Annotated in this window: 39 protein-coding genes; 20 read left to right on the forward strand and 19 right to left on the reverse strand. The window is 43.8% G+C overall.

Going from position 1 to position 25,796, the window contains the following annotated elements:
• Positions 1 to 248, reverse strand: a 248-nt coding sequence (locus HQK88_14885; protein MBF0618085.1) for a hypothetical protein, incomplete at its 3' end; no start/stop codon positions are given.
• A gap of 435 nt (positions 249 to 683) precedes the next feature.
• Between HQK88_14885 and HQK88_14890 the strand changes: the two genes are divergently transcribed.
• Entirely contained in the window at positions 684 to 1,058 is a 375-nt protein-coding gene (locus HQK88_14890) for a tetratricopeptide repeat protein (protein ID MBF0618086.1), read from the forward strand.
• A gap of 83 nt (positions 1,059 to 1,141) precedes the next feature.
• On the opposite strand, the gene HQK88_14895 is transcribed toward HQK88_14890, so the two are convergent.
• Positions 1,142 to 2,212, reverse strand: coding sequence for a radical SAM protein (locus HQK88_14895; GenBank protein ID MBF0618087.1), 1,071 nt, complete (start codon positions 2,210 to 2,212; stop codon positions 1,142 to 1,144).
• Positions 2,213 to 2,375: 163 nt separating this feature from the next.
• On the opposite strand from HQK88_14895, the gene HQK88_14900 reads away from it, so the two are divergent.
• From HQK88_14900 to HQK88_14910, 3 genes are all read left to right on the forward strand, one after another.
• Positions 2,376 to 2,633: a hypothetical protein gene (locus HQK88_14900; GenBank protein MBF0618088.1), complete on the forward strand. Its 258-nt coding sequence runs from the start codon at positions 2,376 to 2,378 to the stop codon at positions 2,631 to 2,633.
• A 117-nt stretch (positions 2,634 to 2,750) separates the two neighbouring features.
• A complete protein-coding gene (locus tag HQK88_14905) occupies positions 2,751 to 3,122 on the forward strand; it encodes a hypothetical protein (protein ID MBF0618089.1) in 372 nt (123 codons plus the stop codon).
• 186 nt (positions 3,123 to 3,308) lie between these two features.
• A complete protein-coding gene (locus tag HQK88_14910; protein ID MBF0618090.1) occupies positions 3,309 to 3,491 on the forward strand; it encodes a hypothetical protein in 183 nt (60 codons plus the stop codon).
• 62 nt (positions 3,492 to 3,553) lie between these two features.
• Here HQK88_14910 and HQK88_14915 read toward each other — a convergent pair whose 3' ends face one another.
• The 6 genes from HQK88_14915 to HQK88_14940 form a co-directional block, all read right to left on the reverse strand.
• Positions 3,554 to 3,823: a type II toxin-antitoxin system YafQ family toxin gene (locus HQK88_14915; GenBank protein MBF0618091.1), complete on the reverse strand. Its 270-nt coding sequence runs from the start codon at positions 3,821 to 3,823 to the stop codon at positions 3,554 to 3,556.
• On the reverse strand, positions 3,823 to 4,560 hold the full coding sequence (locus HQK88_14920; GenBank protein MBF0618092.1) for a hypothetical protein: 738 nt from the start codon (positions 4,558 to 4,560) through the stop codon (positions 3,823 to 3,825). Before HQK88_14920 ends, HQK88_14915 begins: the two co-directional genes overlap by 1 nt.
• A gap of 27 nt (positions 4,561 to 4,587) precedes the next feature.
• Positions 4,588 to 5,403, reverse strand: coding sequence for an ATP-binding cassette domain-containing protein (locus HQK88_14925; protein MBF0618093.1), 816 nt, complete (start codon positions 5,401 to 5,403; stop codon positions 4,588 to 4,590).
• A complete protein-coding gene (locus HQK88_14930) occupies positions 5,384 to 5,995 on the reverse strand; it encodes an SIS domain-containing protein (protein MBF0618094.1) in 612 nt (203 codons plus the stop codon). The genes HQK88_14925 and HQK88_14930 overlap by 20 nt, the downstream gene beginning before the upstream one ends.
• A 524-nt stretch (positions 5,996 to 6,519) precedes the next feature.
• Positions 6,520 to 7,419 (reverse strand): ParB/RepB/Spo0J family partition protein, encoded by a 900-nt coding sequence (locus HQK88_14935; GenBank protein ID MBF0618095.1) that lies wholly within the window; start codon positions 7,417 to 7,419, stop codon positions 6,520 to 6,522.
• 70 nt (positions 7,420 to 7,489) lie between these two features.
• Complete coding sequence (locus HQK88_14940; protein ID MBF0618096.1) at positions 7,490 to 9,067, reverse strand: DHA2 family efflux MFS transporter permease subunit; 1,578 nt, start codon at positions 9,065 to 9,067, stop codon at positions 7,490 to 7,492.
• A gap of 109 nt (positions 9,068 to 9,176) precedes the next feature.
• Between HQK88_14940 and HQK88_14945 the strand changes: the two genes are divergently transcribed.
• Together HQK88_14945 and HQK88_14950 are read left to right on the forward strand one after the other, a co-directional pair.
• Positions 9,177 to 9,737 (forward strand): SocA family protein, encoded by a 561-nt coding sequence (locus HQK88_14945; GenBank protein ID MBF0618097.1) that lies wholly within the window; start codon positions 9,177 to 9,179, stop codon positions 9,735 to 9,737.
• A 354-nt stretch (positions 9,738 to 10,091) separates the two neighbouring features.
• Entirely contained in the window at positions 10,092 to 10,613 is a 522-nt protein-coding gene (locus tag HQK88_14950; GenBank protein MBF0618098.1) for a Uma2 family endonuclease, read from the forward strand.
• Between the two features lie 3 nt (positions 10,614 to 10,616).
• Here the strand turns inward: HQK88_14950 and HQK88_14955 are convergent, their stop codons facing one another.
• Together HQK88_14955 and HQK88_14960 are read right to left on the reverse strand one after the other, a co-directional pair.
• The gene (locus HQK88_14955; GenBank protein ID MBF0618099.1) at positions 10,617 to 11,090 is read right to left on the reverse strand and encodes a peroxiredoxin; all 474 of its coding nucleotides are present in this window, start codon (positions 11,088 to 11,090) and stop codon (positions 10,617 to 10,619) included.
• A gap of 115 nt (positions 11,091 to 11,205) precedes the next feature.
• Positions 11,206 to 11,748, reverse strand: coding sequence for a hypothetical protein (locus tag HQK88_14960; GenBank protein MBF0618100.1), 543 nt, complete (start codon positions 11,746 to 11,748; stop codon positions 11,206 to 11,208).
• 448 nt (positions 11,749 to 12,196) lie between these two features.
• On the opposite strand from HQK88_14960, the gene HQK88_14965 reads away from it, so the two are divergent.
• Positions 12,197 to 13,570 carry a replication initiation protein gene (locus tag HQK88_14965; GenBank protein MBF0618101.1) on the forward strand — a complete coding sequence of 458 codons (1,374 nt, stop codon included), beginning with the start codon at positions 12,197 to 12,199 and terminating at the stop codon, positions 13,568 to 13,570.
• Between the two features lie 13 nt (positions 13,571 to 13,583).
• On the opposite strand, the gene HQK88_14970 is transcribed toward HQK88_14965, so the two are convergent.
• The gene (locus tag HQK88_14970) at positions 13,584 to 14,378 is read right to left on the reverse strand and encodes a dienelactone hydrolase family protein (protein ID MBF0618102.1); all 795 of its coding nucleotides are present in this window, start codon (positions 14,376 to 14,378) and stop codon (positions 13,584 to 13,586) included.
• A 253-nt stretch (positions 14,379 to 14,631) separates the two neighbouring features.
• On the opposite strand from HQK88_14970, the gene HQK88_14975 reads away from it, so the two are divergent.
• The 5 genes from HQK88_14975 (at position 14,632) to HQK88_14995 (ending at position 16,821) form a co-directional block, all read left to right on the forward strand.
• Entirely contained in the window at positions 14,632 to 14,772 is a 141-nt protein-coding gene (locus HQK88_14975; GenBank protein ID MBF0618103.1) for a CHAT domain-containing protein, read from the forward strand.
• A gap of 47 nt (positions 14,773 to 14,819) precedes the next feature.
• Positions 14,820 to 15,137 carry a hypothetical protein gene (locus HQK88_14980; protein ID MBF0618104.1) on the forward strand — a complete coding sequence of 106 codons (318 nt, stop codon included), beginning with the start codon at positions 14,820 to 14,822 and terminating at the stop codon, positions 15,135 to 15,137.
• Positions 15,116 to 15,358, forward strand: a complete 243-nt coding sequence (locus tag HQK88_14985; protein MBF0618105.1) for a type II toxin-antitoxin system HicA family toxin — start codon at positions 15,116 to 15,118, stop codon at positions 15,356 to 15,358. Before HQK88_14980 ends, HQK88_14985 begins: the two co-directional genes overlap by 22 nt.
• 209 nt (positions 15,359 to 15,567) lie before the next feature.
• Positions 15,568 to 15,816 (forward strand): hypothetical protein, encoded by a 249-nt coding sequence (locus HQK88_14990; GenBank protein MBF0618106.1) that lies wholly within the window; start codon positions 15,568 to 15,570, stop codon positions 15,814 to 15,816.
• A 15-nt stretch (positions 15,817 to 15,831) separates the two neighbouring features.
• The gene (locus HQK88_14995) at positions 15,832 to 16,821 is read left to right on the forward strand and encodes a hypothetical protein (protein MBF0618107.1); all 990 of its coding nucleotides are present in this window, start codon (positions 15,832 to 15,834) and stop codon (positions 16,819 to 16,821) included.
• Between the two features lie 26 nt (positions 16,822 to 16,847).
• Here the strand turns inward: HQK88_14995 and HQK88_15000 are convergent, their stop codons facing one another.
• Together HQK88_15000 and HQK88_15005 are read right to left on the reverse strand one after the other, a co-directional pair.
• Positions 16,848 to 17,114: a hypothetical protein gene (locus HQK88_15000; GenBank protein MBF0618108.1), complete on the reverse strand. Its 267-nt coding sequence runs from the start codon at positions 17,112 to 17,114 to the stop codon at positions 16,848 to 16,850.
• The gene (locus HQK88_15005) at positions 17,111 to 17,302 is read right to left on the reverse strand and encodes a hypothetical protein (protein ID MBF0618109.1); all 192 of its coding nucleotides are present in this window, start codon (positions 17,300 to 17,302) and stop codon (positions 17,111 to 17,113) included. Before HQK88_15005 ends, HQK88_15000 begins: the two co-directional genes overlap by 4 nt.
• Before the next feature lie 460 nt (positions 17,303 to 17,762).
• On the opposite strand from HQK88_15005, the gene HQK88_15010 reads away from it, so the two are divergent.
• Positions 17,763 to 19,316, forward strand: coding sequence for a S8/S53 family peptidase (locus HQK88_15010; GenBank protein ID MBF0618110.1), 1,554 nt, complete (start codon positions 17,763 to 17,765; stop codon positions 19,314 to 19,316).
• A gap of 589 nt (positions 19,317 to 19,905) precedes the next feature.
• Positions 19,906 to 21,456 (forward strand): S8/S53 family peptidase, encoded by a 1,551-nt coding sequence (locus HQK88_15015; protein MBF0618111.1) that lies wholly within the window; start codon positions 19,906 to 19,908, stop codon positions 21,454 to 21,456.
• A gap of 709 nt (positions 21,457 to 22,165) precedes the next feature.
• Here HQK88_15015 and HQK88_15020 read toward each other — a convergent pair.
• Positions 22,166 to 22,384, reverse strand: a complete 219-nt coding sequence (locus HQK88_15020) for a type II toxin-antitoxin system HicA family toxin (protein MBF0618112.1) — start codon at positions 22,382 to 22,384, stop codon at positions 22,166 to 22,168.
• Complete coding sequence (locus tag HQK88_15025; protein ID MBF0618113.1) at positions 22,381 to 22,596, reverse strand: type II toxin-antitoxin system HicB family antitoxin; 216 nt, start codon at positions 22,594 to 22,596, stop codon at positions 22,381 to 22,383. The genes HQK88_15020 and HQK88_15025 overlap by 4 nt, the downstream gene beginning before the upstream one ends.
• Before the next feature lie 181 nt (positions 22,597 to 22,777).
• Between HQK88_15025 and HQK88_15030 the strand changes: the two genes are divergently transcribed.
• Positions 22,778 to 23,044 carry a hypothetical protein gene (locus HQK88_15030; GenBank protein ID MBF0618114.1) on the forward strand — a complete coding sequence of 89 codons (267 nt, stop codon included), beginning with the start codon at positions 22,778 to 22,780 and terminating at the stop codon, positions 23,042 to 23,044.
• On the forward strand, positions 23,037 to 23,303 hold the full coding sequence (locus tag HQK88_15035) for a type II toxin-antitoxin system mRNA interferase toxin, RelE/StbE family (protein MBF0618115.1): 267 nt from the start codon (positions 23,037 to 23,039) through the stop codon (positions 23,301 to 23,303). The genes HQK88_15030 and HQK88_15035 overlap by 8 nt, the downstream gene beginning before the upstream one ends.
• Positions 23,304 to 23,381: 78 nt before the next feature.
• On the opposite strand, the gene HQK88_15040 is transcribed toward HQK88_15035, so the two are convergent.
• Positions 23,382 to 23,816 carry a type II toxin-antitoxin system HicB family antitoxin gene (locus HQK88_15040; protein ID MBF0618116.1) on the reverse strand — a complete coding sequence of 145 codons (435 nt, stop codon included), beginning with the start codon at positions 23,814 to 23,816 and terminating at the stop codon, positions 23,382 to 23,384.
• Between the two features lie 16 nt (positions 23,817 to 23,832).
• A complete protein-coding gene (locus tag HQK88_15045; protein MBF0618117.1) occupies positions 23,833 to 24,054 on the reverse strand; it encodes a type II toxin-antitoxin system HicA family toxin in 222 nt (73 codons plus the stop codon).
• Positions 24,055 to 24,131: 77 nt separating this feature from the next.
• Here HQK88_15045 and HQK88_15050 point away from each other — a divergent pair, with 77 nt between their 5' ends.
• On the forward strand, positions 24,132 to 24,299 hold the full coding sequence (locus HQK88_15050) for a tetratricopeptide repeat protein (GenBank protein ID MBF0618118.1): 168 nt from the start codon (positions 24,132 to 24,134) through the stop codon (positions 24,297 to 24,299).
• A 36-nt stretch (positions 24,300 to 24,335) separates the two neighbouring features.
• Here HQK88_15050 and HQK88_15055 read toward each other — a convergent pair whose 3' ends face one another.
• Positions 24,336 to 24,605, reverse strand: coding sequence for a hypothetical protein (locus HQK88_15055; protein ID MBF0618119.1), 270 nt, complete (start codon positions 24,603 to 24,605; stop codon positions 24,336 to 24,338).
• A 106-nt stretch (positions 24,606 to 24,711) separates the two neighbouring features.
• On the opposite strand from HQK88_15055, the gene HQK88_15060 reads away from it, so the two are divergent.
• The 3 genes from HQK88_15060 to HQK88_15070 all read left to right on the forward strand — a co-directional run bounded on the left by HQK88_15060 (position 24,712) and on the right by HQK88_15070 (position 25,395).
• Complete coding sequence (locus HQK88_15060; GenBank protein ID MBF0618120.1) at positions 24,712 to 24,882, forward strand: tetratricopeptide repeat protein; 171 nt, start codon at positions 24,712 to 24,714, stop codon at positions 24,880 to 24,882.
• A 92-nt stretch (positions 24,883 to 24,974) separates the two neighbouring features.
• The gene (locus tag HQK88_15065; GenBank protein ID MBF0618121.1) at positions 24,975 to 25,187 is read left to right on the forward strand and encodes a hypothetical protein; all 213 of its coding nucleotides are present in this window, start codon (positions 24,975 to 24,977) and stop codon (positions 25,185 to 25,187) included.
• On the forward strand, positions 25,150 to 25,395 hold the full coding sequence (locus HQK88_15070) for a type II toxin-antitoxin system RelE/ParE family toxin (protein ID MBF0618122.1): 246 nt from the start codon (positions 25,150 to 25,152) through the stop codon (positions 25,393 to 25,395). The genes HQK88_15065 and HQK88_15070 overlap by 38 nt, the downstream gene beginning before the upstream one ends.
• A 75-nt stretch (positions 25,396 to 25,470) precedes the next feature.
• On the opposite strand, the gene HQK88_15075 is transcribed toward HQK88_15070, so the two are convergent.
• The gene (locus HQK88_15075; protein MBF0618123.1) at positions 25,471 to 25,710 is read right to left on the reverse strand and encodes a type II toxin-antitoxin system HicB family antitoxin; all 240 of its coding nucleotides are present in this window, start codon (positions 25,708 to 25,710) and stop codon (positions 25,471 to 25,473) included.
• Positions 25,711 to 25,796 lie beyond the last annotated feature (86 nt).

Genomic DNA, 25,796 nt, shown 5'->3' on the forward strand with positions numbered 1-25,796 from the left:
TCTTCAGTGACACCGTCTTTATCAAATACACAGTCTTCTTCAGTGACACCGTCTTTATCAAATACACAGTCTTCTTCAGTGACACCGTCTTTATCAAATACACAGTCTTCTTCAGTGACACCGTCTTTATCAAATACACAGTCTTCTTCAGTGACACCGTCTTTATCAAATACACAGTCTTCTTCAGTGACACCGTCTTCTTCAGTGACACCGTCTTCTTCGGTCATTCCGTCTTCCTTTTCTGTCATTCCTGCGGAGGCAGGAATCCACTCCCTTAAAGTCAACTTTTCCGATAAACTCGCCGGTGATTATTACGACGATTTAGTGAAGAATTCAGGCGGCGGTTTAACTGAATATGAAGAGGCATTCTATCACTACCACAAAGCAGGAGTAAAAGATAAGATTAATGAAATCGGAGCAAGACTATCTAACTATTATTATAACAGCTCATTATATGCAACAGCCTTCTATTATTGTAAAGCCGTTTACAAATTGCTCGGGTTGGAGTCGGATTTAAATGTTTTAATACCAAGTAGCGCTCAAAAAAGTATAACAATCCATCCTCCCCATCCCCTTCCTCTAAAGTAGGGGCAGCCCCCCGTGGCTGCCCTGAAGTCACAATAAAGGGCAGGCACAGGGGCCTGCCCCTACAACTTCTATGACTGCTACTTGGTATAACTCATATGGGTTTAATTCTTAAAATGTATGGCGATCTTGACGGGGCATTAAAGATTTATTTAGAGGTTGAAAAAATAGTGAGAGCTAAAGGCGATAAGACGAATGAAGGGATTACTTTAAATTGTATCAGCCAGATATATCATGACAAAGGCGATTATGACAGCGCGATTAAGTATCTCCTTGAGAGTTTAAAAATAGCGAGAGAGATTGGCGATACATACGGGGTTGCCGTTACTCTTTTTAACCTTGCGGTGTTATACATGAAAACCGGCAAACCTGTGGAATCGGCACAGTGCCTGAAAGAGGTGACAGAAATTAATAAGACGTTAAAGAGTTATGAAGTGTCACAGGCGTTGAAGAGGCAAGGGATAGAGGAGTAGGGTCGAATAATTATTCGCCCCTAATATAAAAGCAATAACGCATTGGAGCATCCCTGGAGAGAAATCCCCTAAGAAATCATAGTTCAGATAAAATTAACATGCTCAGGCGGATGTTGTAGTTCCCAGAGATATGCGTTAACGGAATCCATCCGGCAGTTTAACCGGCACTCGTTTATATCAAGTTCGTCTCTGATCATTTTAAGGACATCCTTTCGCCGCTGGCTCTCCCAAACCTCTTTGAATGTATTGTCAATAACGTTGCCGTAGTAAAATCTGTCGTCTTTGAGGTGCTCAAGGCAGCTCCACAGGCCGCCTGCAGAGTCAATGTAGGCCCAGAAGGGCAGTGCATTACAGTGGTTATAGCGTTTTACTCCCTCATCCCACTTTTTCATTGTGTTGATACGGACTATAACGCTGAAGTTTTCTGTGTTGTATCCTTTAAGCTCATTGGCAAGGTGCAGGTAATCGGCATATCGTATGTCTTTGTACTTTTCATGCGTGCTGTGCGGATGATGCGAGTACGGTTTTATTACGAGATAGTTCATGCCAATCTCTGAGGCAACTTGTGTGAGCGTTACAGCCTCGCTATGGTTTTCCGGCAGACAGAGCATCTGCATACCGAGTGTGCACTTGTAGTTATTGCGTTTTTTGATAATGGCGGCTTCTTTCATATTGGCGATAACCGTGTCAAAATCGCTCTCTTTAGTGCGGTGAATTTTAGCGTACGTTTCCTTTGTGCCTGCGGCAATGCTGACCTTTATCCACTCGGCGTGTTTTAAGGCAACAGCTGCAATATCCGGTGTGAAGAACACCCCGTTTGTGGTCATTGCAACATCAATGCCGGCGGTCTTTGTATGAGTTATAATCTGCGGCATATCCCTGTGCAGAAACGGCTCACCCTCGCCGGCATAATTTATGCTCTTAATGCCAAGTGAGGCCATCTCGGTCACTCTTTCCATGAGGACGGAGGCATTGATAAACTGCCGCTTATAGCCCATAAAGTCCAGACCGCAAAACGTACACCTGTGGTTACAGGTGCCTGAGGGGCTGATTTCCAGGTATATCGGATACACGTCGTCGCCGTTAAGCCAGCTGTTAACTCTGTCAACGTGGTAAATCAGCTTATGGCTGTCTATCCGGTACTTATCGGTCACAGACAGTATTGTAACACGCGGGAAGGGCGTTAATCCATAAAAAAGCTAAACAAGATCCATTTTGCAATCTCCCTCTTCGTAAACCTTGCTATTATACTATTATTATAGTATAATATGATTAACTACTCATAAACGAAACAGGATAGAAGATGGTAACGATTAAATGGAAGGATTGTCATTACGCTATGTAACAGTATTGATTTATTTACCGGAGTATTACAATTTGTCTGAGAGCGGAAAGAGAAAGAAAATTGAGAGAAAGAAATTCTCACAAACTGCTGAGGAAATTGCGCTGGATATATCCGGCGGCGGTACGTGGCATAAAGAATCTCCCCGCTGCTACAGACACAAGGATGGTGTTTGGTATGATGAGGAATACGGTTATAGCGTATGTAAAGGAAAAGTTATTGAAGCGATTTGAACAGATTGCAATTTGAGACCGTTGCAAAAATATTATAACACCAAAGTTGAGTTCAAAAATATAACAAAATGTTATAGAAAAAGGATGAGATTGCCACACCCCCTGCGGGGGTTCGCAATGACGGCGTGGGCTGTGCGTGGGCGTACCTATCCGTCATTACGAGGAGCGATAGCGACGTGGGCTGTGCGTGGGCGTACCTATCCGTCATTACGAGGAGCGATAGCGACGTGGGCTGTGCGTGGGCGTACCTATCCGTCATTACGAGGAGCGATAGCGACGTGGGCTGTGCGTGGGCGTACCTATCCGTCATTACGAGGAGCGATAGCGACGTGGGCTGTGCGTGGGCGTACCTATCCGTCATTACGAGGAGCGATAGCGACGTGGGCTGTGCGTGGGCGTACCTATCCGTCATTACGAGGAGCGATAGCGGCGTGGGCTGTGCGTGGGCGTACCTATCCGTCATTACGAGGAGCGATAGCGACGTGGTAATCTCATCATTATTATATTTTAGGCTGCTACTCGGTATTAATTGGGAAATACTTTTCCCACATTTTGGGAATTTTGCAACGGTCTCAATTTACGTGAAGTTTGTTCCACGTGTTGAACCGGTTGTTGTGCGGGTGGAGCTGTAACCAAAACATTTTAATTATTATCTAAATTTAGGAGGGAATAACAATGGTGACAAGGAAAAAGGATGAAAAAGCACCAAACGGGCGTATTACTTTGTTTGCAGCGATTAACGAAGACCAGTACGATGCGTTAAAATATCTCACTTATAAAAAGAAGAAATCTCTTGCTGAAATTACACGCGAGGCCATAGATGTATATCTAAGCACGGTGGAAAAAGAATCGGCCTAAAAGACTGAAAACGGAGGCAGCTGACCACTGGTCTATCCGGTATTTATCCATAGTTGCTGTCTTCAATCGAAAAGGTCTGAATGCGTGCCGCTACGCTCAAAAATTATACTCTGGCCGTCTATCTTGTAAATCAACAGCCAGTCAGGTTTTATGTGACATTCTCGCCGTCCGGCGTAATTACCTTTAAGCGGATGGTCTTCATACTTTGGATCAAGCGTTCCTCCGTTGCCAGGTTGCATCATGATTTCTGATAATTGTTTTAAATCGGCGCCGCGCTTTAGCATCTGCTTAATGTCTTTCTTAAACTGCCCGGTTCGAACAGGCTTGTACATTATTCGTGAATTACCAAGTCTTTCAACAAATCATCAATGCTCTCAAACCGGGTTAAGTCCTCTTCTCTGTCAGTCTTTTCGAAAGTCTCAAGTGTGGTTTTGTTTGGGCTCCAGCCATATTCAACGAGCATCTTGCCGTATTCATTTAACGCATAAGGCCGTCTACCGGAACTACTTGAACCACCTTTATACTCTAAGAAACCGGCTGAAAATAACGCATCGGCAACAGGCACATCACTTTGATAGCCCTCACGAAAACTTCTAAGGTACTCTAAATCTCCTGTGTAACACCTGTTGATTAAGGATGCCAGACGCATAGCTTCTTTGTAGCCAATATAACCTTTGATGTGTGCGGACATGATGCGGCCAATAATTTTTGGCTTAACAGTGTCTTCGCTTTTTTCTATTATAAGGAGGATGGTTTCTCCAAAATGCTCAAGCTCTCCATCGCTTTCAAGCCTCTCGGTAAACGCTGTGCGCTCTTGTTGTGTTGTGGAATCTAAGCCTGTTAAAAAATTCACAATTTTACGGACATAAATCTCATGTCCTATATCCTTTCCGGCTTTCCTGAGAGCACTAAGCATACCAAGCACAGGAATACCGTCCAATCCACCAGATTCTATTACCGCATTTACTTCAACAACGTCATCATTGCTGGCGATAAAATCCGTCAATTCTTTACTGCGCATTGATTCGGCAACCGATGAGGCTGCGCTTTTCTCTAAACTTAACGACATTCTTAATTCTACTATGTAATCTTACCTTTAGTAAAGTGCCCCCGCTGCAAAGTGATATATACCATTAGGGCCTTTATACACCTCAAGCGGTACACCAAACAGTGCCGAGACATTTTGGCTTGTTAAAACCTCCTCCTTTGGCCCTTGCATAAATATCCTGCCGCCCTTTATCATCACGATATTGTTAATAGACGGTAGCACCTCTTCAATGTGGTGAGTGATAATAATGATTGTGTGATGCAGGGATACACGAGCCATCAACTCGAAAAACCTCAACTGTGCCGCAACATCAAGACCGGTTGTGGGCTCATCAAGCATCAGCACCTCTGGCTCTGAGATGAGCGCACGCGCAATCAGACACTGGCGTGCCTCACCGCTTGACATGTCACAGAGGGCATGGTTACGCAGCGATTGAATTTCGAATTTTTCCATCAGCGCATCCGCTTTAGCTATCACCCCCACTGTCAGCTCATCCTCCGGCAGATACCCAACGGAGTCGAATAAACCGGTCAGTACGATTTCTATTCCCGGCATATGGGATGCCTGGAGTTTGTGTTTTTCGTCCAGATCGTTTGTGATAATCCCAATGTGCTTTTTAACGTCCCAGATGCTGTACCTGGTTTGGCCAAAGAGTTTGACCGATGGGCCCTTGCCGCTCCAGGCGGCATACGTGTCGCCCGACAGTAGTTTCATAAGCGTGGTTTTGCCTGCTCCGTTTGGGCCTATAATAGCGGTGTGTTGTCTGTGCGCAATTGACAGTGATATGTCATATAAAATCGGTTGTCCGGACCGGACAACCGAGGCTTGGGTTAATTCAAAAATCTCATCCACAGGCTCCGCCATCCATTATCGTATCCAGAATCAGGTGGCAGATATACTGATGAATGACCTCCACGATGCCATAGACATTTGAGGGGACATAAAAATTTATACCGCCCTTTTTTCGCAACGGATTATCCGGTTTAAACCCGGAAAGAGTAATCACAGGACAGGACTTTTTAACTGCCATATCAGCCCCATTTAGGATATTTTTAGAGTTGCCGGAGCTGCTGATTGCTATCAGGACATCCCCATTATCGGCAAACATTTCAATTGGTTTTTCAAACACAAACTCATAGCCGTAATCGTTTGCGATACAGGTCAGAAGGGAGGGGTCGTTAAAGGCAGTGGCTTTGATGCGGCCATTTTTCCAGAAATCTATCGCCATATGGCTTGCTATAGCGGCAGAGCCGCCATTACCGATAAACATCACCTTCCTCCGGCGTTCCTGCGGTTCTGTCTGTAACTGCCTGTGGCCGCTGACCACCACCTCACAGGTTTTTGCAATGCCAGATATGAAATCTAAAGACATGCCGGAGGCATCCGTTACTATAATAGCGTCAAGTGCCGCCTTAAAATCAGTGAAGCATTTCTGGGCTGTTTCAGCATATATCATTGAATGTATTGTAACACGAAAGGCAAGGGGAATAATAAACCGGGGGGACAGAATAAGAACTTTTTATCTGCAGATTGCGCAGATTTCCACAGATAGTATCTTATACCAATTCGAGACCGTTGCAAAATTCCCAAAATGGGGGAAAAGTATTTCCCAATTAATACCGAGTAGCAGCCTAAAATATAATAATGATGAGATTACCACGTCGCTATCGCTCCTCGTAATGACGGATAGGTACGCCCACGCACAGCCCACGCCGTCATTGCGAACCCCCGCAGGGGGTGTGGCAATCTCATCCTTTTTCTATAACATTTTGTTATATTTTTGAACTCAACTTTGGTGTTATAATATTTTTGCAACGGTCTCTATTCGCAGTCAGAAGTATAACAAGGCGGCAAGGAGAAAGCGACGCAGGCGTACTTTTACAGGGGATTCCCCTTCAGGGGAGACGTTGAGGAGCTTTTGACGCAGCCAACGAAGTTAGACGATTGAATGCGGATTGGTATTACAACAGAGCAATGTTTTCATTGCCTCTCTAATGCTTTAAGCACAACCTTAAGCTCTTTCCGTAAGTCTTTTCTTTCAGCATCAGAGAAATCGCCAACATTGCTCTCTACGGCTCTTAGCGCCTCAGTAAGTTTAGCGCACAGGCGGTGGTGTTCCGCTGCCTGCGGCGTGCCGTTAAATAGCTCTGCCGCCTCTTGTTTGGTTAGTTTAGAGGTCAGCGCTTTATCAAACACCACATCAAAGTCCGGATGTTCAACGTTTGAAGCCAGCGCATAACCCACAGAGAGACTAACGCGTTTCTCTCTCAGGGCGTCTTTAACCTTTTGCGGAAGTCTGAGCAAAGTCAGAAGCCGTTGCAGGGTTCTACCGGATTTACCCGATATTTTTACAATTGCGGACACTGTGTCTGCAAGTTCAGGGCTGAGTCTTTCTGGAGCTCTGCCGTGCGTTACCAGAGCGTTTATAACGTCATTAGCCGTAGAGTCGCCAACTTTGCTTATAAAGTAACGAAAATACCCCTCGGCCTCATCCAGAAAGTTCAGATCCTGCCGGATTATGTTTTCAATTAACTGTATCTCAATAATGTCTGAGTCAGTGAGATTATGCAGGATGCGTGCCGCAATGGTGGAGAGCCCCAGGGTTTTAGCCGCACGGAGCCGTCTTTCTCCGGCAATAAGGATGAACTTGCCGTCTCTTTCTGCCACAAGCACAGGCTGCAGCACCCCCTGTCTGCTGACAGAGTCCAGCAGTTGCCCAAAGTGCTTATCCTCACGCATTTCCTGCCTGACCTGAGGTCTTACTACGATATCAGAAACAGAGATGGCCACATCAGCGGCATTTGACATCACAGACATAAACCGCGACGATATGTACCCATCCGCCCCCTTTTTTAAAAGTTCTTTCGTAATCTTAGGCACTGTACAGTCATTATAGTTAATACGGGTGTTTTAATCAAGAATACCTCTGAGGAAATACAGCTGCATCCTCTCAGTGTACACTTTCAGTGTGCTCGCCTCCTTTTCTGTGTCTCATAATAAGAATCAGCGGCAGATTGAGGATTAACGCAAAAAAGGTTATCATTGACACCTTGTTAAAGGAAATCATTGAGGCCTGTCTCTGTAATTCCATATAAATAGAGGCATCCGCCGCATGTTTAGCAGCAGCCCCTGTAATACCTCTCGTACCGAAAAATGCAACAATTGAGTTAACCGCATTTTGATAATTAAGGTTAAAAGGGTTAAGCCGTCCGATAAGATCAAACTGTGTTGTCTGAGTGCTGCGGGCAAGTATGGTCATAGCCAGCGATATGCCTATGCTGCCTCCGGTGTTTCTTATGAGATTGAACATCCCTGAGGCATTTGACATGCGTTCCCGCTCGATGTGAGACATGGTGAGAGTCATAAGCGGGATAAAGAAACATCCGGCCCCTATGCCAAGAATCGCTCTGGGAATCAATACCGCCATAAAGTCGGCGGACAAGTTAAGCTCTGAAAATAAGAAGGCTGCTGTGCTTGTCAGACACACTCCCACAGCCAGCACATACTTTGGGTTTATCTTTTGCACCAGCACCCCGACAATGGGCATTGTTATAAGCATTGGCAGCCCACCCAGTCCTATCACCTCCCCTGCAAGCGTTGAATTATAGCCCATAAGCGTTTGAAGATAGAGCGGTAAGAGCACAGTTGTTGCCAAAAAACTAAAGTACATGGCAAACATCACTGTGCACCCCGTACTGAAGGTAATATCCCTAAACACGCTAAAATCAACAACAGGCTGTTTTATAAAATTTTCAACCACAACGAAAACCGCCAGTGAAAACACCGAGATAAACGACAGTATGGTGATAAAATTCGATGCAAACCAGTCCTCCTGCTGTCCCTTATCGAGCACTATCTGAAGACATCCAAGCCCTACAATAAGAAGCGCAAGCCCTGCGTAGTCTATCCGCATCTTAACCTTTTTCATATACGGCGGGTCTTTAATAAAGACGGAATTCAGAATAATTGAGAGTATCCCTATTGGGACATTTATATAAAAAATCCACCGCCACGACCAGTTATCTGAAACCCACCCGCCAATAAGGGGGCCGATAATCGGGGCAAACACAACCCCAAGCCCAAACACAGACATCGCAAGCCCATGCAGCCGGGGGGGGAATGTCTCAAACAGTATGGCGTGAGACAGTGGCTGTAAAGCGCCCCCTCCAATCCCCTGCATAACCCGGAAAAAGATGAGGCTTTCCAGATTCCACGCCACCCCGCACATAAACGAGCTAAACGTAAACAGTGCCACGGAAAAAATCAGATACCGCTTTCGTCCAAACAGTTTGCAAAACCACCCCGTAAGCGGTATTATAATTGCATTAGAGACCAGATAGGAGGTCAGAGTCCACGTAACCTCATCCATCCCTGCCGACAAACTCCCCCTGATGTGATCCAGAGAAACGTTAACAACAGTTGTGTCAACGACCTCGATGAAGGTTGGTAAAATTACGCTTAACGCTATCAGCCATCTTTGCAGATTGACATTTCTGTCAGAGGCAGACTGTGTATTTTCGGCACTCATGGATTATTGTAAGAACAGTTGAGCAAATAATGCAACTAACAAAGAAAGCTTAATCCGCAGAGACATAACTATAAGGCCAATGTTATACTACTGGTAAGGGATTATTACTATGGCCACAGAAAAATTGAAGGATTTAATAGCAGCTGTTTTAAGCAAAGCAGGTAAAGTGTCAAAAGTAAAATTGACAAAGCTAATATTGTTTACAGAAATTGAGCATTATAAGAAGACTGGAAAATCCATAACCGGGTTGTATTTTTTACGATTGCCCTATGGACCGGTAATAGCCTTTTTTGATGAGATGCTTGAGGAGGGGCTTGATATTCTTTGGAGTAAAGAAACGTCTCTTGTTCCCATATATGAATACGGAGGGAAAAGAAAACAATACTCCTATTATTCTTTTAATGAGCCTTCATTATCTTTAGAATTAAATGAAACTATAACCAGTGTAGTCAATACTTATGGAAAAATGACTGGCACGGAGTTGTCTAACATGTCCCATAAGTTACCGGCATGGCGTTATTCAGAACCAAACGAACCTGTCTATGTATCTGAATTGGCAATTGATACAGACGAAAAATATTTTGCTATGTTAGACATAGTGGAAGAGCTGGACGACACAGAAGATGACTTACTGGAAGAAGAGATACTCAGAATCCTATCAAAAGCTTAAAGCAGCGTTTCCTTCACGATTTGTAGAGTTAATAAATGCCAAAGAAGAAATCATTGTGTCCTCTCCAACAACCAACCCTTTTTTAAAACACAAATTTATAAATATCAGACGTTACAAGGCCGGCAAGATACGAATCATTTATTGCTTATCCACAGAACGAATAGATATGTGGGAAAATGAACCTGCAGAACCGGAGGTTATGTTTATTTATGTAAGATTGAAAAGCAATAACACTTATGATGATGCTTATAAGTATTTGAATCAAGCAGGGTGAACGATGGTTTACTTTAATGGCAGTGGTAAATGTGCTGCCTGTTTAGCGACAAACCAAAACTACCTGTGTTAAAATACCACATGACGGTTATGCAAACTACAGGGAGAGATTTCGATTTAACGGAAATCATCAACGGGGAGGAAATCATGGGGCCCAGTCCATTTATACGGCATCAGGATATAGCAGTGAAGGTTTTCAGACAAATAGATAGATTCGTTGAACACAATAAGCTGGGATTTGTCTATTTCTCTCCGCTTGACGTTATATTTGAAGAGGGTGAAAACAGACTTCAACCGGATATTTTGTTTATCAGAAAAGAAAATATGTCTATTATCAAGGATTGGGTAAGAGGGGTGCCGGATATGGTTTGTGAGATAATATCCCCGGGCAGCTATGAAATGGACACTGAGGTAAAAAAAGCTGTCTATGAGAGATACAAAGTGCCGGAGTATTGGATTGTAATTCCTGAGCTGCTGACTGTTGAGATTTTAATAATAGAAAACGGCAGATACAAAAAACACTCTTTTGCAGAGCTTGAAGGTGTGGTCACATCTAAAATCATTGAGGGCCTAAAGGTCAACGTTAAGGATATATTTGAGTAACCCCTACCTCTCCAATTCTGCTAAAACCTCATCCACATGCCCCTTTACCTTCACGTTGTTCCAAACTTTCTTAATTGTACCGTCTTTATCAATTAACACCGTGGTTCTGATAGTGCTTATGACAGGCTTTCCATACATGGTCTTTTCACCCCATGCACCGTAGAGCTCTAAAACCTTATGGTCCGGGTCAGAAAGCAGAGGAAAATTCAGCCCGTGTTTTTCCTTAAACTTAATGTGGCTTGCTATGCTGTCACGGCTTACCCCAAATACCAGAGCTTTTAGTGTTAACCTTGCGTAGCTATCTCTGAAATCACAAGATTCCTGAGTACATCCAGGTGTGTTGTCTTTAGGATAAAAGTACAGGATTATTTGCTTTTCCTGCTTTAAAAGCTCTGACAGGCAGAAATCCCTCTCCCCTGCCGTTTCATCTATCCCGGAAAGGCAGAAATCAGGTGCTTTATCCCCGGTATTTATCATTATGCCATCCTCCTCTGTTGATTAAATTCATCGAAATGCCACACTTTCATAGCGAAAAAAAATAACGGATTCCAGACTGATAAAACATTAACTGATGAAATGGATACTGTCTTAGCTACTTAATAAGTTTTTCTTGCTTTAGAACTTCTTTTATTTTAGCCTTAAGGTTTTTGTCAAGCCAATCTATAATCAGACCCTCAAAACCACCCCTGTCTAAAATATAAATAGCTGTATTGCTCTTTAGTTCTTGTTGTACAATAAGACGCACCTCGTCTCTGTCAGGTTTCTTTGCTAACTCGTGTTTAACCTCTCTGAGTTCCTTATCCATGCGCTTTTGCTCAACTTTTATCGCTGCCACATCAGTTTTTAACTCTGCTACATCTTTTTTCAACACTGCCACATCAGTTTTTAACTCTGCTACATCTTTTTTCAACACTGCCACATCAGTTTTTAACTCTGCTACGTCTTTTTTCAACACTGCCACGTCGGTTTTTAACTCTGCTACGTCTTTTTTCAACACTGCCACGTCGGTTTTTAACTCTGCTACATCGTTTTTTATCGCCGCTACATCTTTAACCAGAGGAGCAATAACTTCTTTCATTGCCTCAATTACATCTTTTTTAGTAATTGGCTCCTCTTTGGTAATCATATCGTTCATTTGTATCCCCATAGTCATATAATAACAATTATTTATCAATTAATCAAGAATTTAGTTTTTTATTAGTAGCACTCTTTTAATCTGTTTGTCTGGCTCTGTCGTGTTTTTATCATTAATGGATATTAACAAGATACTGACAATAATAACTTCAAAATCAAAAAAACAACAACAATCTCCCAAAAGTCCGAAAGGTCACACTTTCATAGTGAAAACGCTGGTTGTTATTATTTTAAGATATTTTACAGATTTTAAAGCTTTTCGGCGTCAAATTAATCAGATTTTACAACCTGTTAGGTACCAGAAATGTCACACTTTCATAGTGAAAAGCCACAGATTCATAGCGAAAGGTCACACTTTCATAGTGAAAGGTCACAGATTCATAGCGAAAGGTCACACTTTCATAGTGAAAGGTCACAGGTTGACAAGTGTGTGACCTTATGATATTCTTATGAATGGAAAAACTACGAGGCTCTACAGGCCGATGACTTTAGCCGGACACAAGCAGTTAGTAGTAAAGTCAAACGACCTGAATGAGGCGCATTACAGGCTGACTACAGCTGAACAGAGGATTATCCTGATGATGGTTTCCATGATTCAGCCCGGTGATGATGATTTCCATATCTACAGAATCAAAATCTCTGATTTTTTGGAGCTTCTTGGCATTAAAAACCAGCAAATGTACACAGAGGTGAAAAAAATAACCAAAGGGCTGATTGAAAAGGTGTTGACGATTAAAAAACCAAAATCAGAACTTCAGCTGTCGTGGTTTTCCTCGGCGGAGTATTTTGATGGCGAGGGTTATGTGGAGCTGTGTTTTGACCCTAAACTAAAACCATACCTGCTGGGTTTAAAGGAATGCTTTGTTAAGTATAACCTCAGAAATGTGATTAAATTAAAAAGCTCTTACGCTATCAGAATTTATGAACTGTTGAAGCAGTATGAGAAAATAGGCAGGCGCACGTTTGAGGTGGATGAGTTAAAGCTGATTTTAGGAATTAAGCCGGATGAATATGATCTCTATAAGCATTTTAAGAGCAGAGTTTTATCAGCCGCCAAAAGAGAGTTGGAGGCCATAACGGATATCTCCTTTGAAATCAATGAAATAAAGACAGGCCGCAAGGTGACCTCTATAGAGTTTGTAATAGTTGCCAATAAGGGCAGGGAGACTCAGCAGCTGGACATGAGTGTAGTGAAAATGAGTGTGATGGACAGCGTAGTGGAGTCAATGAGTGAAGAGGATAGGGGGATGTTTGAAAAGATACAGAGCCACTATCAACTGTCACGGGAGCAGGCGTTTGATATAGTGGCAGAGGTGATGCCCAAAAGGGGGCGGGACTACGTGGTGTCGGTGCTGAAGTACTGCCGCAGTTACTACGAGAGGAAAAAGAATGCGGGTGTGGAGTGCCGGCTGGGGGCCTTGACAATAAGCGCATTTAAAGAGGGCTGGCACACACAGCCGTCTTTGTTTGAAAAGGAAAAAAAACTCAAAGAGCAGCAACAGCAGATAAATGTAAGAGAGGAACGGCTGAAAGGGGAACAAAAGGATGAGGAGCGTATGGAGCGGCACAGGCGGATAGATAAAGTGATAGGCACTCTGCCTGAGAAAGAACTGGTTGCTGGGTTTATGCCGTGGCTACAAGAAAACGCTATGTATTTCTATAAAACTTTCTATCAACCCGGCATGACTCTGAAAAACATGCAAGACTCCCCCCTGAGAATGCAGCTCAGAGACTACGTAGAGGATTTCTACATGACGCCACAAGAGGGAACCTCTCAGAAAGTTGAGGAAATTGTGGCAATGCCAACAAAGTCAGACGATTAAAGGCTACCCGGTATTATTTAGAAAATATTTCCTTAAAAAAATCCATTAATGCTATCCACGATCTTTTGTCGGCTTTTTCGTTGTAAGCAACCCCTTTGGAGTTGTCACTGCCAGTTGCGGGATTTGTAAAGGCATGCACAGCGTTACCATAGAGCACCATCTGCCAGTCCACCTTATCATGCCGCATCTCATCCTCAAAGGCGCGCATCACCTCAGGCGGTGTAAACGGATCATCGGCGCCATGCAAGACAAGCACCCTGGTTTTGATATTGCTGTTTGTTGCGTCAGGCGTATCCAAAGAGCCGTGAATACTGGCAACACCAGCAATTTCCTCGCCAGATCGGGCAAGCTCTAACACTGCCATTCCGCCAAAGCAGTAGCCCATTGCCGCTATCCGCTGCGAGTCTGTATAGTGAACGGATTTTAAGTAACTCAGTGCGGCCTCAACGCGCCGGCGCAAAAGAGCACGGTCGTTTTTATATATACCGGCAAGTTTAGCAGCTTCCTCGTTATTTTTAGGGCGAATGTTTTTGCCATAAATATCTGCTGCAAAAGCGACATAGCCAAGCTTTGCCAGTTGCCGCGCCTTCTCCTCCACAAATTCCCCATGCCCCATCCAGTCGTGCACTATCAACACGGCAGGATGTTTTCCCTTTAAGCTTTTGTCATACGCCACATATCCCTCTAAGACCGTATTGCCGTCCTTGTAGTCTATCGTTTTAGAATATATAGTTTGGGACGCATCGGAGGCGTATGCAGTTGAGGCAGCGATTAAAAGCGCTGCTATTATATAAATGGCTTTTTTCATGGTAAGCTCCTTTTTTTTTGATATTATTGTTACTGAATTTTAAACAGGATGTGTTGTGTTTGTCAACACCATGAAGCCGTGTTGATAAGCAAACTGCTGAAGTGATAGAATAGGGCAATAAACTGTTGAAAAGAGGTAAAAGGATTTTCTCCGTCTATCTTGTTTTTCTTTACTTGCCTTTTTTAGAATAGAATCGTCAAATTCCACAGGTTTCCAATGCTGGGTCTCAGCAGGAGTATAATGATAAATTATAATGGTGCAATTTTTTAGCGGTCTTAAGGCCGGTAAAACCAAATTGGCCGCTATGAAAGACGCTAAAGACTACCTGCGCGCAAACGGCTACGAAAATCCATTTTACTGGGCGCCGTTTATTGTTATGGGCGAGGTTCAGTGACAGGGTAAACCACTTGACTATACACACGTTTTATCTTAGAATAACTAATGCTGTCAACGATTGATTTCAATTTACCTTTCCGGTTAAAAAAGAAGAGCGGCTACGTGGTTGCAGCATGTCCGGTTTTTGATATAGTTACACAGGGCAGCGATGAACAACACGCTAAAGACAACTTAACAGAAGCCACAAGGCTTTTTCTTCTAACTTGTATCGAAAAGGGTACTATTGATGAGGTGTTTAAACAATGTGGATTTGAGCCTTTACGGATTCACAAGAAAAAAACTCAAAACGATAACCGCTATATACATGTTTCATTACCGTTTACAGCTCATGGCCAAAATGAATGCAACGCTTGTCGCCCGTAAAATGGAAAGTCCTGGAGTGTATATTTTTGGAGCTTGGCTTTAAATTACACCGTCAGGAGGGTTCACATCGTGCGTACTTTAAGCCTGGTGTCATTAGACCTGTTATCATCCCGACGTATAAACAAATAGACGTTGACATCATAAAAAGCAATATGCGAACAGCTTGCCTTGACAGAGAAACTTATTTCATATTGCTTGAAAAATGCAAAACACGTGGTTAAAAATGTACTTTAACAGAGAACACCTATTGGCCGCTATGAAAGACGCTAAAGACTACCTGCGCGCTAACGGCTATGCCAGTCCATTTTACTGGGCGCCGTTTATTGTTATGGGCGAGGTTCAGTGACAGTCTCCCCCAAATGCTTAATTCTACCCGGCAGATTCTTCTGGATATGGTAAAATAGTGAAACAGCTATAGAGGAGGTTTGATATGGCTATAAAAACTTTAAAACTTGAAATTACGTTTCAGGATTTGCTTGCTATGGTGCAACAACTCGATTCTGACGAAAAACTTTTACTAAAGAATACACTTGAACGTGAAAATGTTATGACGTGGCAGGAATTGTTCGGCCAGTCTCTAAAAACGCTTGACGTAAAGAATTCAGAATTTGCAGAAAAAGATGTTAAAAATGATGTAAGCACTGCTATCTTCGAAGTGAGAGCTGTTGCCAAAAATTAGGATAAAATAACTCTGATGTATTTCAACAGAGCACACCTAAAGCTGCGGGCGCTTTCGGAGCGCGCGCATGATTTAACGACAGATGTTATTGTGCCCCTTAGTAGTGGCGGCGATAGCCCGCCGCATCCAACTATGGCGGAAGTGGCGCGCCATATAATAAGCGCAAAAGAGCGGGGAGCTGCCGTTATTCTTATGATGGGAGGACATGTGATTCGCTCAGGCGTTCAGCGCTTCATCATAGATCTGATGGAACAGGGCTACATCACGTGTATTTCCGGAAACGGCGCATGTGTCATTCATGACTACGAATTTGCACTGATTGGGGCAACCACCGAAAGTGTCGCCAAATACATTAAATGCGGAGAGTTCGGGCTTTGGAAAGAAACCGGATACATTAACGATATAGTCAATGCCGCGTATAAAGAGGGATTAGCAACCCCAGGCGGTTACGGGGGGTCAGCGACCCCAGGTGGCTACGGATTTGCAATTGGCAAGGCGATTTACGAGGGGAACTTTCCGCATAAGGACATCAGCCTCTATGCGGCAGCGTATCGCCTGAACATTCCGGCCACGGTGCATGTGGGGATTGGTTACGATATCATAAACGAGTTTCCTAACTATGACGGGGCCGCTGCCGGTGCGCTTTCGTATATGGATTTTCTGCGCTTTACGCAGGTGGTGAGTTCACTATCGGGCGGGGTGGTGATGAATTTTGGCAGTGCCGTGATGGCTCCGGAGGTGTTTTTAAAAGCCCTTAGCATGGCGCGAAATCGAGGCATTCAAAGCGGCGAAAAAATCAGCGATTTCACAACCCTTGTCTGCGATCTGCACGAGTTACCGGCTGATTTTACTAAAGAGGCGCCTAAAGACTCCCCTGCCTATTACTTCAGGCCGTGGAAAACCATGCTTGTGCGAACGGTCTCTGAGGGCGGCAGGTCATTTTACGTGCGTGGTAAACATGCGGACACAGTGTCCGCACTGTGGAGAGCCGTTACACAGATTTAGTCCACGGTTTTAATCATGCCTGTCAGCTATTTATACACTTTCCCTCTGAAATCAATTGCATCAACATAGATTGTTTGCGTTTTGGTGTCAGGCTTCAGAATGATTCGTATCTTACCCTTACGGATACGAAAATAATCTGCCCACTGCCCTTTCAATTTTACAATGTCTATGTTTGTAGGGGTGCCGGTTATTTTGAGAATGAAATCCTTAATCGAATCCCTGATTCCATCTTCTATACTGTGCTCTTTAATAAACTCAGATGCTCTCTTTGAATATTCAATACTCCACTTCATACATAAAGCGTTTCTTTGAGAGCGGAGGTTTCCTCCGGTTTTTCATAACGTCTTGAGATGTCTTCTATTTCTTTTTCGGAGGCCTCTGGAAAGAACATCAGGCGCATCTTTATCAGCTCCTCCTCTAAAGCCTCCTTTACAGACTCCTTAACTATTGCCTTCAGTTGTTCATGGCTTATTGTAAGCATTGCTTCAAAAAAACCTCCTTTGCCTCAGGTTGCTATTATGCTATATATTATCACTATTTGATATGAATTGTCGTGGCTTTAATCATGCCTGTCAAACATTAATACCAGGTTGCGCTCAGAAGAGGAGATTGCCACACCCCCTTCGGGGGTTCGCAATGACGGCGTGGGCTGTTCATGGGCGCCATTATCCGTCATTACGAGGAGCGTAGCGACGTCGTAATCTCCTCTTTATATTATAGTTTAGATTGCAACTCGGTATAACAGTCCCTGCGCTCGCCTGTGACACTTCATAACTTTTTAACGTCTTATTAATTAAAGCAAAAATATTTTTATAAATATATGTACAATTAATCACATTATATGCTTTAATATCTGCAAATCCATGCCATGCACCCAGGTTCCCTGATGGTGCGGCGGGACGCTTATAAAAAATATTTCACAACAGCAGGGAGGTAACACCATGAGTAAAAAATCCGAACGCTCGATAGTCAAAGGCAGTGAACGGGTTCCATTTCACGGGGCGGTAGCTACAGGTCCAATTCATGACGAGGAACGTTTTGAAATCACTGTCCGGGTACGCCGGAAAACTCCTCTTAAAGATTTAGCAACTGACGGCTCTCAATACCTGACCCATGACACTTACGATGGCGCTGACTCAAAAAACATAGAGTTAGTTAAGGCATTTGCTGAGGAACACGGCCTCGTAGTGGTTGAAACCAGTGCAGCCAGACGCAGCGTGTTTCTTTCGGGTACGGCAGCTAACTTTTCAAAAGCATTTGAAACAAAAATTGAGCACCATGAACACGAGGGAGGCACGTACCGTGGCCGCACCGGCCCATTAACAGTGCCAACCGAATTAGCGGATGTCATTGAGGGCGTATTTGGAATAGACAACCGCCCGGCAGCCAGGCCGCACTACCAGCACTCCATGCCAACCCACGGTATTGGCATCACACCTCACGGCTCTGGCACCTCATTCACTCCTCCGGAACTGGCAAAACTATACGACTTTCCAACCGGCGTGGATGGCTCAGGGCAGTGCATCGCAATCATTGAACTTGGCGGCGGGTACCGTACCACTGATATCGTAACCTATTTTCAAAAACTCGGTTTGCCTGTCCCACATGTCCAGGCTGTCAGTGTTGATGGCGCTACCAACAATCCTACAACTTATAATAGTGCCGATAGCGAGGTGATGCTTGACATAGAGGTAGCGGCTGCCATTGCTCCAAAGGCGCATATTGTAGTCTATTTTGCACCCAACACCGATAAAGGGTTTTTGGATGCTATCACAATGGCAATTCACGACACTGTCAATAAACCGTCGGTTATCTCTATCAGTTGGGGTGGAGCTGAGAAATATTGGACTATTCAGTCTATGCTCTCGTATAACCAGGCATTTCAGACAGCTGCTGCTTTGGGAATAACGGTATTTTGTGCAGCGGGTGATAACGGCTCCGGAGATGGAGTAACGGATGGAAAGGCACACGCTGATTTTCCGGCATCTGCCCCATATGTGACTGCTTGCGGCGGTACAAAGTTAACAGCCAACGGCAGTATAATATCCAGCGAGGTAGTTTGGAATGAAAACCCAGCCACAAGCGCAACCGGAGGCGGCGTCAGCGACTTCTTCCCAGTGCCTGTATATCAAAATAACATAAAGATTCCCTCAGCAAACAATCCCTCACATTATGGCCGCTGTGTTCCCGATGTTGCCGCCGATGCTGACCCATTTACGGGTTATTTTGTGCGTGTTGACGGACAGTACTTTACTATCGGCGGTACCAGCGCTGTGGCGCCTTTGTGGGCTGGGTTGATTGCGCTTTATAATCAAAAGTTAGGAAAGCATGTGGGATTTATAAACCCAATAATCTATGGTCCTGCTGTTGTTGGTAAGGGGTTTTTCCGTGACATAACAAGCGGTAACAACGGGGCCTATCAAGCTAAGCAGGGTTGGGATGCTTGCACGGGTTGGGGCTCGCCTGACGGAGCTAAACTTCTTAAGGCGTTCTAATACCAATTTGAGACCGTTGCAAAAATATTATAACACCAAAGTTGAGTTCAAAAATATAACAAAATGTTATAGAAAAAGGATGAGATTGCCACACCCCCTGCGGGGGTTCGCAATGACGGCGTGGGCTGTGCGTGGGCGTACCTATCCGTCATTACGAGGAGCGATAGCGACGTGGTAATCTCATCATTATTATATTTTAGGCTGCTACTCGGTATTAATTGGGAAATACTTTTCCCCCATTTTGGGAATTTTGCAACGGTCTCAAGTAGCTTCCAAAACGGTAATATAATGATGCAGAAAAAGGACTGGATCCCGCAACAAGTGCGGGATGACAAAGAGGTGGTGCGGGATGACAAAGGAGGCTGGGGTTCCTATCTTGTCATTCTGTTCCTATCTTGTCATTCTGTCCCTATCTTGTCATTCCTGCGAAGGCAGGAATCCAGTCCTTTATTAACGGAGTTAACTACATGTACAATTAACGTTATTATATGTTTAAATATCCGCAAATCCATGCCATGCACCCAGGTTCCCTGATGGTGTGGCGGGACGCTTATAAAAAGACATTTCACAACAGCAGGGAGGTAGCACCATGAGTAAAAAATCCAACCGTTCGATACTAAAAGGCAGTGAGCGGGTTCCACTTCACGGGGCGGTAGCAACTGGTCCAATTCATGATGATGAGCGTTTTGAAGTCACAGTCGTGGTACGCCTAAAAACTCCTCTTAAGAATTTGGAGACAGACGGCTCACAATACCTGACCCATGACACGTACGAGGGTGCTGACTCAAAAGATATAGAGTTAGTTAAGAAATTTGTAGAAGAGTACGGCCTTATAGTGGTAGAAACCAGCACGGTTAAACGCAGCGTATATGTCTCAGGTACGGCTGCCAAATTCTCAAAGGCATTTGAAACAAAGATAGAACACTATGAACACGAGGGAGGCACATACCGTGGCCGCACCGGCGCACTAACCGTGCCAACCGAATTGGCTGATGTCATTGAGGGTGTATTTGGGATAGACAACCGCCCTGTAGCCAGGCAAAATTACCAGCACTATAAGCCAACCCTCGGTGTTGATATTAAACCTCGCGGCACTGGCACCTCATTCACTCCGCCGCAACTGGCAAAATTGTACAATTTTCCAACCGGTTTGGATGGCACAGGGCAATGTATTGCAATCATCGAACAAGGCGGCGGCTTCAAAACGAGTGATATTCATGCCTATTTTACCAACCTCGGCTTGCCTCACCCTACTGTTAAGGTTGCCAGTGGGAGCAACAATACCTCAAGCCCAAATATACAAGAGGTAACGCTTGACATAGAGATAGCGGCTGCAATAGCGCCCAAAGCAGTTATTGCTGTCTATTTTGCCGCATCCAGCTCCGACGTAGATTTCCTAAATGTCCTTACTAAGGCAGTTCATGACACAATCAATAAGCCGTCGATTATCTCTATAAGCTGGGCTGGAGCAGAGTCAAATTGGACAGACCAGATGAAGACCTCGTGTAACAGTGAATTTCACATAGCAGCCGCTTTAGGAATAACAGTACTTTGCGCAGCCGGCGATAATGGCTCAAGGGGCGGAGTGAATGATGGAAAGGCACATGCGGAATTCCCGGCATCCAGCCCATATGTGACCGCTTGTGGGGGCACAAAGCTAATTGCAAACGGCAACACAATATTTAGTGAGGAGGTTTGGAATGAAAACTCCGCCATGAGCGCAACCGGAGGCGGCGTGAGCGATTTCTTTGGCGTACCGGCGTACCAAAATAGCATAAAAGTGCCCTCAGTAAACGATTCCACACATTATGGCCGCTGTATTCCTGATGTTGCTGCTGATGCGGATCCGTTTACAGGTTATTCAGTGTACATTAACGGGCAGGATACATCAGTTGGCGGCACAAGTGCAGTGGCGCCTTTGTGGGCAGGGTTGATTGCGCTGATTAATCAAAGCTTAAATCAAAACTCAATGAAAAATGTTGGATTCCTAAATCCAAAAATCTATGGCTCTCTTCGTATGGGTACTTTCCGTGACATAATAAGCGGTAACAACGGGGGCTATATAGCTAGTAAGGGTTGGGATGCTTGCACGGGTTGGGGCTCGCCAAACGGAGCGAAACTTCTTGGCGCTCTAAAATAGTGGTGCACTCGACATGATTGCAAAAACGGAGGTATGATTATTTGTAGGGGCGAATAATTATTCGCCCATCTGTATCTGCGAACATCTGCGCAATCTGCGGATAAAAAGTTCTTTAAAAGATATCTATTTGCAGATGACGCAGATGAAAGAACTATTTATACCGAGTTGAGACCGTTGCAAAAATATTATAACACCAAAGTTGAGTTCAAAAATATAACAAAATGTTATAGAAAAAGGATGAGATTGCCACACCCCCTGCGGTGGTTCGCAATGACGGCGTGGGCTGTGCGTGGGCGTACCTATCCGTCATTACGAGGAGCGATAGCGACGTGGTAATCTCATCATTATTATATTTTAGGCTGCTACTCGGTATTAATTGGGAAATACTTTTCCCACATTTTGGGAATTTTGCAACGGTCTCGAGTTGCGTTCAAAGATATAAATAAAATACTGGATTCCTGCCTTCGCAGGAATGACAGGATAAGAACCACCCCTTTGTCATCCCGCACCGCCCTTTGTCATCCCGCACCGCCCTTTGTCATCCCGCACCGCCCTTTGTCATCCCGCACCACCCCTTTGTCATCCCGCACCGCCCTTTGTCATCCCGCACTTGTTGCGGGATCCAGTCCTTTTTCTCCACCATTATATTACCTTTTTGGCAGCTACCTGGTATTACATAACAATACAAAGAGGAAACACTATGGTGCAATCAGCACAGCAAATCTTTAAGTTCATCAATCGTAATGCCTGCTTTTTTGATGATGTTGTTGAGAGTCCCTTTTTTGATTTCCTTATGAAGTGGAACTACCACCGAAATATTTTTCCCCAGATTGTGCATAAATATATGGCTTCCCCGAATGTGATCTACTACATAGCCAATACGTCTCAATGCTTTGACAACATCCTTTCCGGAGAATGTTTTACTCAAAGCGTCATTTCCACTTCTTTCAAAATGACGTCGGGTGTTGATTTTATCTGATTTAGCTTTTCAAGTCCTTCTATATAAGCATGAATCGCTTCTTTGGCGTTTTCAACAGCCTCCTCCTCAGTATCGCCTTGCGTAAAACAACCATCCAGAGCAGGGACTGTCACGTTAAAACCGCCCTCATCGGCTGGATCAAGTATTACATTGAATTTCATAATAGAAATCTCCTTCTTGACTGCTTTTGCAGTATATATTACTGTAACTTAGTATAATCTAAATGGCCGTTAGCGTCAAATGTAACTGCCAAAAGAGGAAACACTAATGAGGTTTTAGCGGGCAATGGCTTTTGCACAGGACATATAGCCAATAAAACCTCCCCTGTGTTATTATATTTTTATGAGTGGAACGATTATAGAAAAACCACCGGAGGCTGTTTTAAGCAATCCCGACGTCGAACGAATCATCGAGATAATGCCGGAGCTGTCTCCTGAGCATATTAAAGAAGCCGCTGATTTCATAGCGTATCTTGCCGAGAGAGAGCGTAAACATAAAATATTTGTTGAAGAGACTTTGGCCGCTGCCGCTAATCCTGAAAAAATTACCTTTAAAAATTCCAAAGCCTTAATAAAGGCGGCTCTGGAGTCTGTCTCTGAAAATTCGTAATCTTGACGCTGACAAACCGTTTCTTAAAAAGCTCGGCAAACTATTAAAAAGCTCTCCGGAGTTAACTGATAAAACAGATACAGTTTTCGATTTACTACAGGAAAATCCTTTTGAGCCTTCTTTGAAAACACATCCTTTGACCGGCTCCTTAAAAGGCAAATATGCCTGTTCAATTACTAAGGACATTCGTATCATATTTGAGCTGTCAGACAACACAGTTCACCTGCTCAACATAGGCTCTCACGACGAGGTTTATTGATAACAGCAAAAACGTAGAGCACAGAGGAAAAGTTAGCGGGTTCAGGCACGAGATGAGGACTTAGCAGGCGCCGGCTTTTTAAATAATCTCAACGTGCAGTTGTTTATGAAATGCGTTTGCTATCTTAGTTAAGGTCTTAACTGTCGGATTGGACTTAACGGTGTTTTCAAGCCTCTGATAAACCTGGTAGGTAATTCCAAGTCTCTGTGCCAGGTCGCTTTGGCTTAATCCCTGTTCCTGCCGTAATTTTCTCAGAAATATCGGAATTGATACTTTGGGCTCCGGCTCAACAAGATAAATGTTATCCCCTTTTAAATCAGAAGCCTCCGGCACACTGTGGTCTCTTTCAAAAACAACAGCCAAATAACCTGTTAATGCCTCTTTTGCATTGAAAAGAGCCTGCTCTATTGTCTCACCATCGGTAATACACCCTTTAAGATCGGGAAATTCCACAAGGTAGTCGTTATCCTCTTCTATATAAGTAACAACTGCCGGATATTGAAGTCTTATCATACAAAAACACCTCCCTTCAAATTTTTTCACGTTTTTTTGGCTTTTTCATATCCTCTAAAGTTAACCCTGTCTCTTTGAGTAATTTATGGAAAAGTCCTTTTTTAAAATCCCTCTTATGAACTGGCACGGAAATTAGCTCTTTCCCTTTTTCCAAAATATGATGGCTGCCTTCAATTTTTTTTAACGTCCATCCATATTTATTAAGTATTTTTAGAAATTCCGTATCTTTCACACACAAATATTTTACAACATTTATGCTGTGCTGTCAATTAGTTCCAAAAAAGCCAAGAGAGGAAACACTGTGGTGCAATCAAAATGATTGCACCAACGGAGGGGTATCAGAAGGCGATTGATTACTATGAGCAGGCGTTAAAAATAGACAAAAAGAATTTCGGCGATAACCACCCGAGTGTTGCACGAGACCTTAACAAGTTGAGACCGTTGCAAAATTCCCAAAATGTGGGAAAAGTATTTCCCAATTAATACCGAGTAGCAGCCTAAAATATAATAATGATGAGATTACCACGTCGCTATCGCTCCTCGTAATGACGGATAGGTACGCCCACGCACAGCCCACGCCGCTATCGCTCCTCGTAATGACGGATAGGTACGCCCACGCACAGCCCACGTCGCTATCGCTCCTCGTAATGACGGATAGGTACGCCCACGCACAGCCCACGTCGCTATCGCTCCTCGTAATGACGGATAGGTACGCCCACGCACAGCCCACGTCGCTATCGCTCCTCGTAATGACGGATAGGTACGCCCACGCACAGCCCACGCCGTCATTGCGAACCCCCGCAGGGGGTGTGGCAATCTCATCCTTTTTCTATAACATTTTGTTATATTTTTGAACTCAACTTTGGTGTTATAATATTTTTGCAACGGTCTCAATCTGGGAACAGCTTATTACGGCCTTGGCCAATATGAAAAAGCAATTCCATTGTTTAAGCAGAGTTTAGGTATTAGAGAAGAAAAATTAGGAAATAACCATCCCTACACAAAGAGTGTAAGGAATTATTTAAAGTTAGCAGAGGAAAAGTTAGCAAATTCAGGCACGAAATGAGGTTTTAGCGGGCGCCGGCTTTTGGTATAACATTATAGTGTGTTATTATATGCTATGTGGATGGGCAAATTATTAAACAGGAGCATGTACTTATGAAAGTAGCCGACATGACGGTAGAGCAGCTGGAGACCTTAATTGAACGAGTGGTCGGCAGACTCTTAGACCCCGACTACGGACTTGAAATGAAAGATGAATTTGTAAATAAAGTTCTCAGCTCTATGAGTGATAAGGAGGGTTATACGCCGCTTGAGGAGGTAAAAAGAGAGCTTGAACAACATCATATTGAGCAGACAAGCAAAATCTGATTTAAAAAAGCTTGATAACTCAATAATTGATAGAATAATCAGAAAAAAGGAATCCTTAAAAGAAAATCCGGTGGCTCTGCCTCTTACCGGTAACTTACAGGGCTGCTATAAATTGCCGGTTGGCCAATGGCGAATAATTTATACGATTGACGGCGATGATGTAATTATTCTAAATATTGGCCACAGAAAAGACATTTACAGACACTAAGAGGAAACACTAATGAGGATTTAGCGGGCATTGGCTTATGCGTTAGAGTTTGCGGACACAGTGTCAGCAAACTGGTTATACAGCGTTAATAACGGTTTTAGCTATTTTATTGTGAAGTGTTTTACCGGCATGGAATGGAATAACAATGCGCTCATCTTCTGACAATGTTTCAATATAAAGCGCTATAGCTTCTTTTATATTTGACAACACCTCTTTAAATGAATCGCCCTGAGTCTGACATCCATCTAATGCAGGACAGTAAGCGTAATAGCCGCTATCATCTTTCTCTATCAAAACACTGACTTTATATGACATAGACCCTCCTTATAATTGTCCCTCATATTATAACTCTTAGCAGCTGAGAATTTTTATGCCCTCGTAAAAAATCTCATCAGAAGCAA

The organism is Nitrospirota bacterium (genome assembly GCA_015233895.1).
Lineage (GTDB): Bacteria > Nitrospirota > Thermodesulfovibrionia > Thermodesulfovibrionales > Magnetobacteriaceae > Magnetomonas.

Excerpts from the sequence above, each read along its gene's own strand:
- HQK88_14890 (MBF0618086.1), top strand. The coding sequence starts at position 684 with ATGGGTTTAATTCTTAAAATGTATGGCGATCTTGACGGGGCATTAAAG.
- HQK88_14900 (MBF0618088.1), top strand. The coding sequence starts at position 2,376 with ATGGAAGGATTGTCATTACGCTATGTAACAGTATTGATTTATTTACCG.
- HQK88_14905 (MBF0618089.1), top strand. The coding sequence starts at position 2,751 with ATGACGGCGTGGGCTGTGCGTGGGCGTACCTATCCGTCATTACGAGGA.
- HQK88_14910 (MBF0618090.1), top strand. The coding sequence starts at position 3,309 with ATGGTGACAAGGAAAAAGGATGAAAAAGCACCAAACGGGCGTATTACT.
- HQK88_14915 (MBF0618091.1), bottom strand. The coding sequence starts at position 3,823 with ATGTACAAGCCTGTTCGAACCGGGCAGTTTAAGAAAGACATTAAGCAG.
- HQK88_14920 (MBF0618092.1), bottom strand. The coding sequence starts at position 4,560 with ATGTCGTTAAGTTTAGAGAAAAGCGCAGCCTCATCGGTTGCCGAATCA.
- HQK88_14925 (MBF0618093.1), bottom strand. The coding sequence starts at position 5,403 with ATGGCGGAGCCTGTGGATGAGATTTTTGAATTAACCCAAGCCTCGGTT.
- HQK88_14930 (MBF0618094.1), bottom strand. The coding sequence starts at position 5,995 with ATGATATATGCTGAAACAGCCCAGAAATGCTTCACTGATTTTAAGGCG.
- HQK88_14940 (MBF0618096.1), bottom strand. The coding sequence starts at position 9,067 with ATGAGTGCCGAAAATACACAGTCTGCCTCTGACAGAAATGTCAATCTG.
- HQK88_14945 (MBF0618097.1), top strand. The coding sequence starts at position 9,177 with ATGGCCACAGAAAAATTGAAGGATTTAATAGCAGCTGTTTTAAGCAAA.
- HQK88_14950 (MBF0618098.1), top strand. The coding sequence starts at position 10,092 with ATGACGGTTATGCAAACTACAGGGAGAGATTTCGATTTAACGGAAATC.
- HQK88_14955 (MBF0618099.1), bottom strand. The coding sequence starts at position 11,090 with ATGATAAATACCGGGGATAAAGCACCTGATTTCTGCCTTTCCGGGATA.
- HQK88_14960 (MBF0618100.1), bottom strand. The coding sequence starts at position 11,748 with ATGAACGATATGATTACCAAAGAGGAGCCAATTACTAAAAAAGATGTA.
- HQK88_14965 (MBF0618101.1), top strand. The coding sequence starts at position 12,197 with ATGAATGGAAAAACTACGAGGCTCTACAGGCCGATGACTTTAGCCGGA.
- HQK88_14970 (MBF0618102.1), bottom strand. The coding sequence starts at position 14,378 with ATGAAAAAAGCCATTTATATAATAGCAGCGCTTTTAATCGCTGCCTCA.
- HQK88_14975 (MBF0618103.1), top strand. The coding sequence starts at position 14,632 with ATGGTGCAATTTTTTAGCGGTCTTAAGGCCGGTAAAACCAAATTGGCC.
- HQK88_14980 (MBF0618104.1), top strand. The coding sequence starts at position 14,820 with ATGCTGTCAACGATTGATTTCAATTTACCTTTCCGGTTAAAAAAGAAG.
- HQK88_14985 (MBF0618105.1), top strand. The coding sequence starts at position 15,116 with ATGCAACGCTTGTCGCCCGTAAAATGGAAAGTCCTGGAGTGTATATTT.
- HQK88_14990 (MBF0618106.1), top strand. The coding sequence starts at position 15,568 with ATGGCTATAAAAACTTTAAAACTTGAAATTACGTTTCAGGATTTGCTT.
- HQK88_14995 (MBF0618107.1), top strand. The coding sequence starts at position 15,832 with ATGTATTTCAACAGAGCACACCTAAAGCTGCGGGCGCTTTCGGAGCGC.
- HQK88_15000 (MBF0618108.1), bottom strand. The coding sequence starts at position 17,114 with ATGAAGTGGAGTATTGAATATTCAAAGAGAGCATCTGAGTTTATTAAA.
- HQK88_15005 (MBF0618109.1), bottom strand. The coding sequence starts at position 17,302 with ATGCTTACAATAAGCCATGAACAACTGAAGGCAATAGTTAAGGAGTCT.
- HQK88_15010 (MBF0618110.1), top strand. The coding sequence starts at position 17,763 with ATGAGTAAAAAATCCGAACGCTCGATAGTCAAAGGCAGTGAACGGGTT.
- HQK88_15015 (MBF0618111.1), top strand. The coding sequence starts at position 19,906 with ATGAGTAAAAAATCCAACCGTTCGATACTAAAAGGCAGTGAGCGGGTT.
- HQK88_15025 (MBF0618113.1), bottom strand. The coding sequence starts at position 22,596 with ATGAAATTCAATGTAATACTTGATCCAGCCGATGAGGGCGGTTTTAAC.
- HQK88_15030 (MBF0618114.1), top strand. The coding sequence starts at position 22,778 with ATGAGTGGAACGATTATAGAAAAACCACCGGAGGCTGTTTTAAGCAAT.
- HQK88_15040 (MBF0618116.1), bottom strand. The coding sequence starts at position 23,816 with ATGATAAGACTTCAATATCCGGCAGTTGTTACTTATATAGAAGAGGAT.
- HQK88_15050 (MBF0618118.1), top strand. The coding sequence starts at position 24,132 with ATGATTGCACCAACGGAGGGGTATCAGAAGGCGATTGATTACTATGAG.
- HQK88_15055 (MBF0618119.1), bottom strand. The coding sequence starts at position 24,605 with ATGACGGCGTGGGCTGTGCGTGGGCGTACCTATCCGTCATTACGAGGA.
- HQK88_15065 (MBF0618121.1), top strand. The coding sequence starts at position 24,975 with ATGAAAGTAGCCGACATGACGGTAGAGCAGCTGGAGACCTTAATTGAA.
- HQK88_15075 (MBF0618123.1), bottom strand. The coding sequence starts at position 25,710 with ATGTCATATAAAGTCAGTGTTTTGATAGAGAAAGATGATAGCGGCTAT.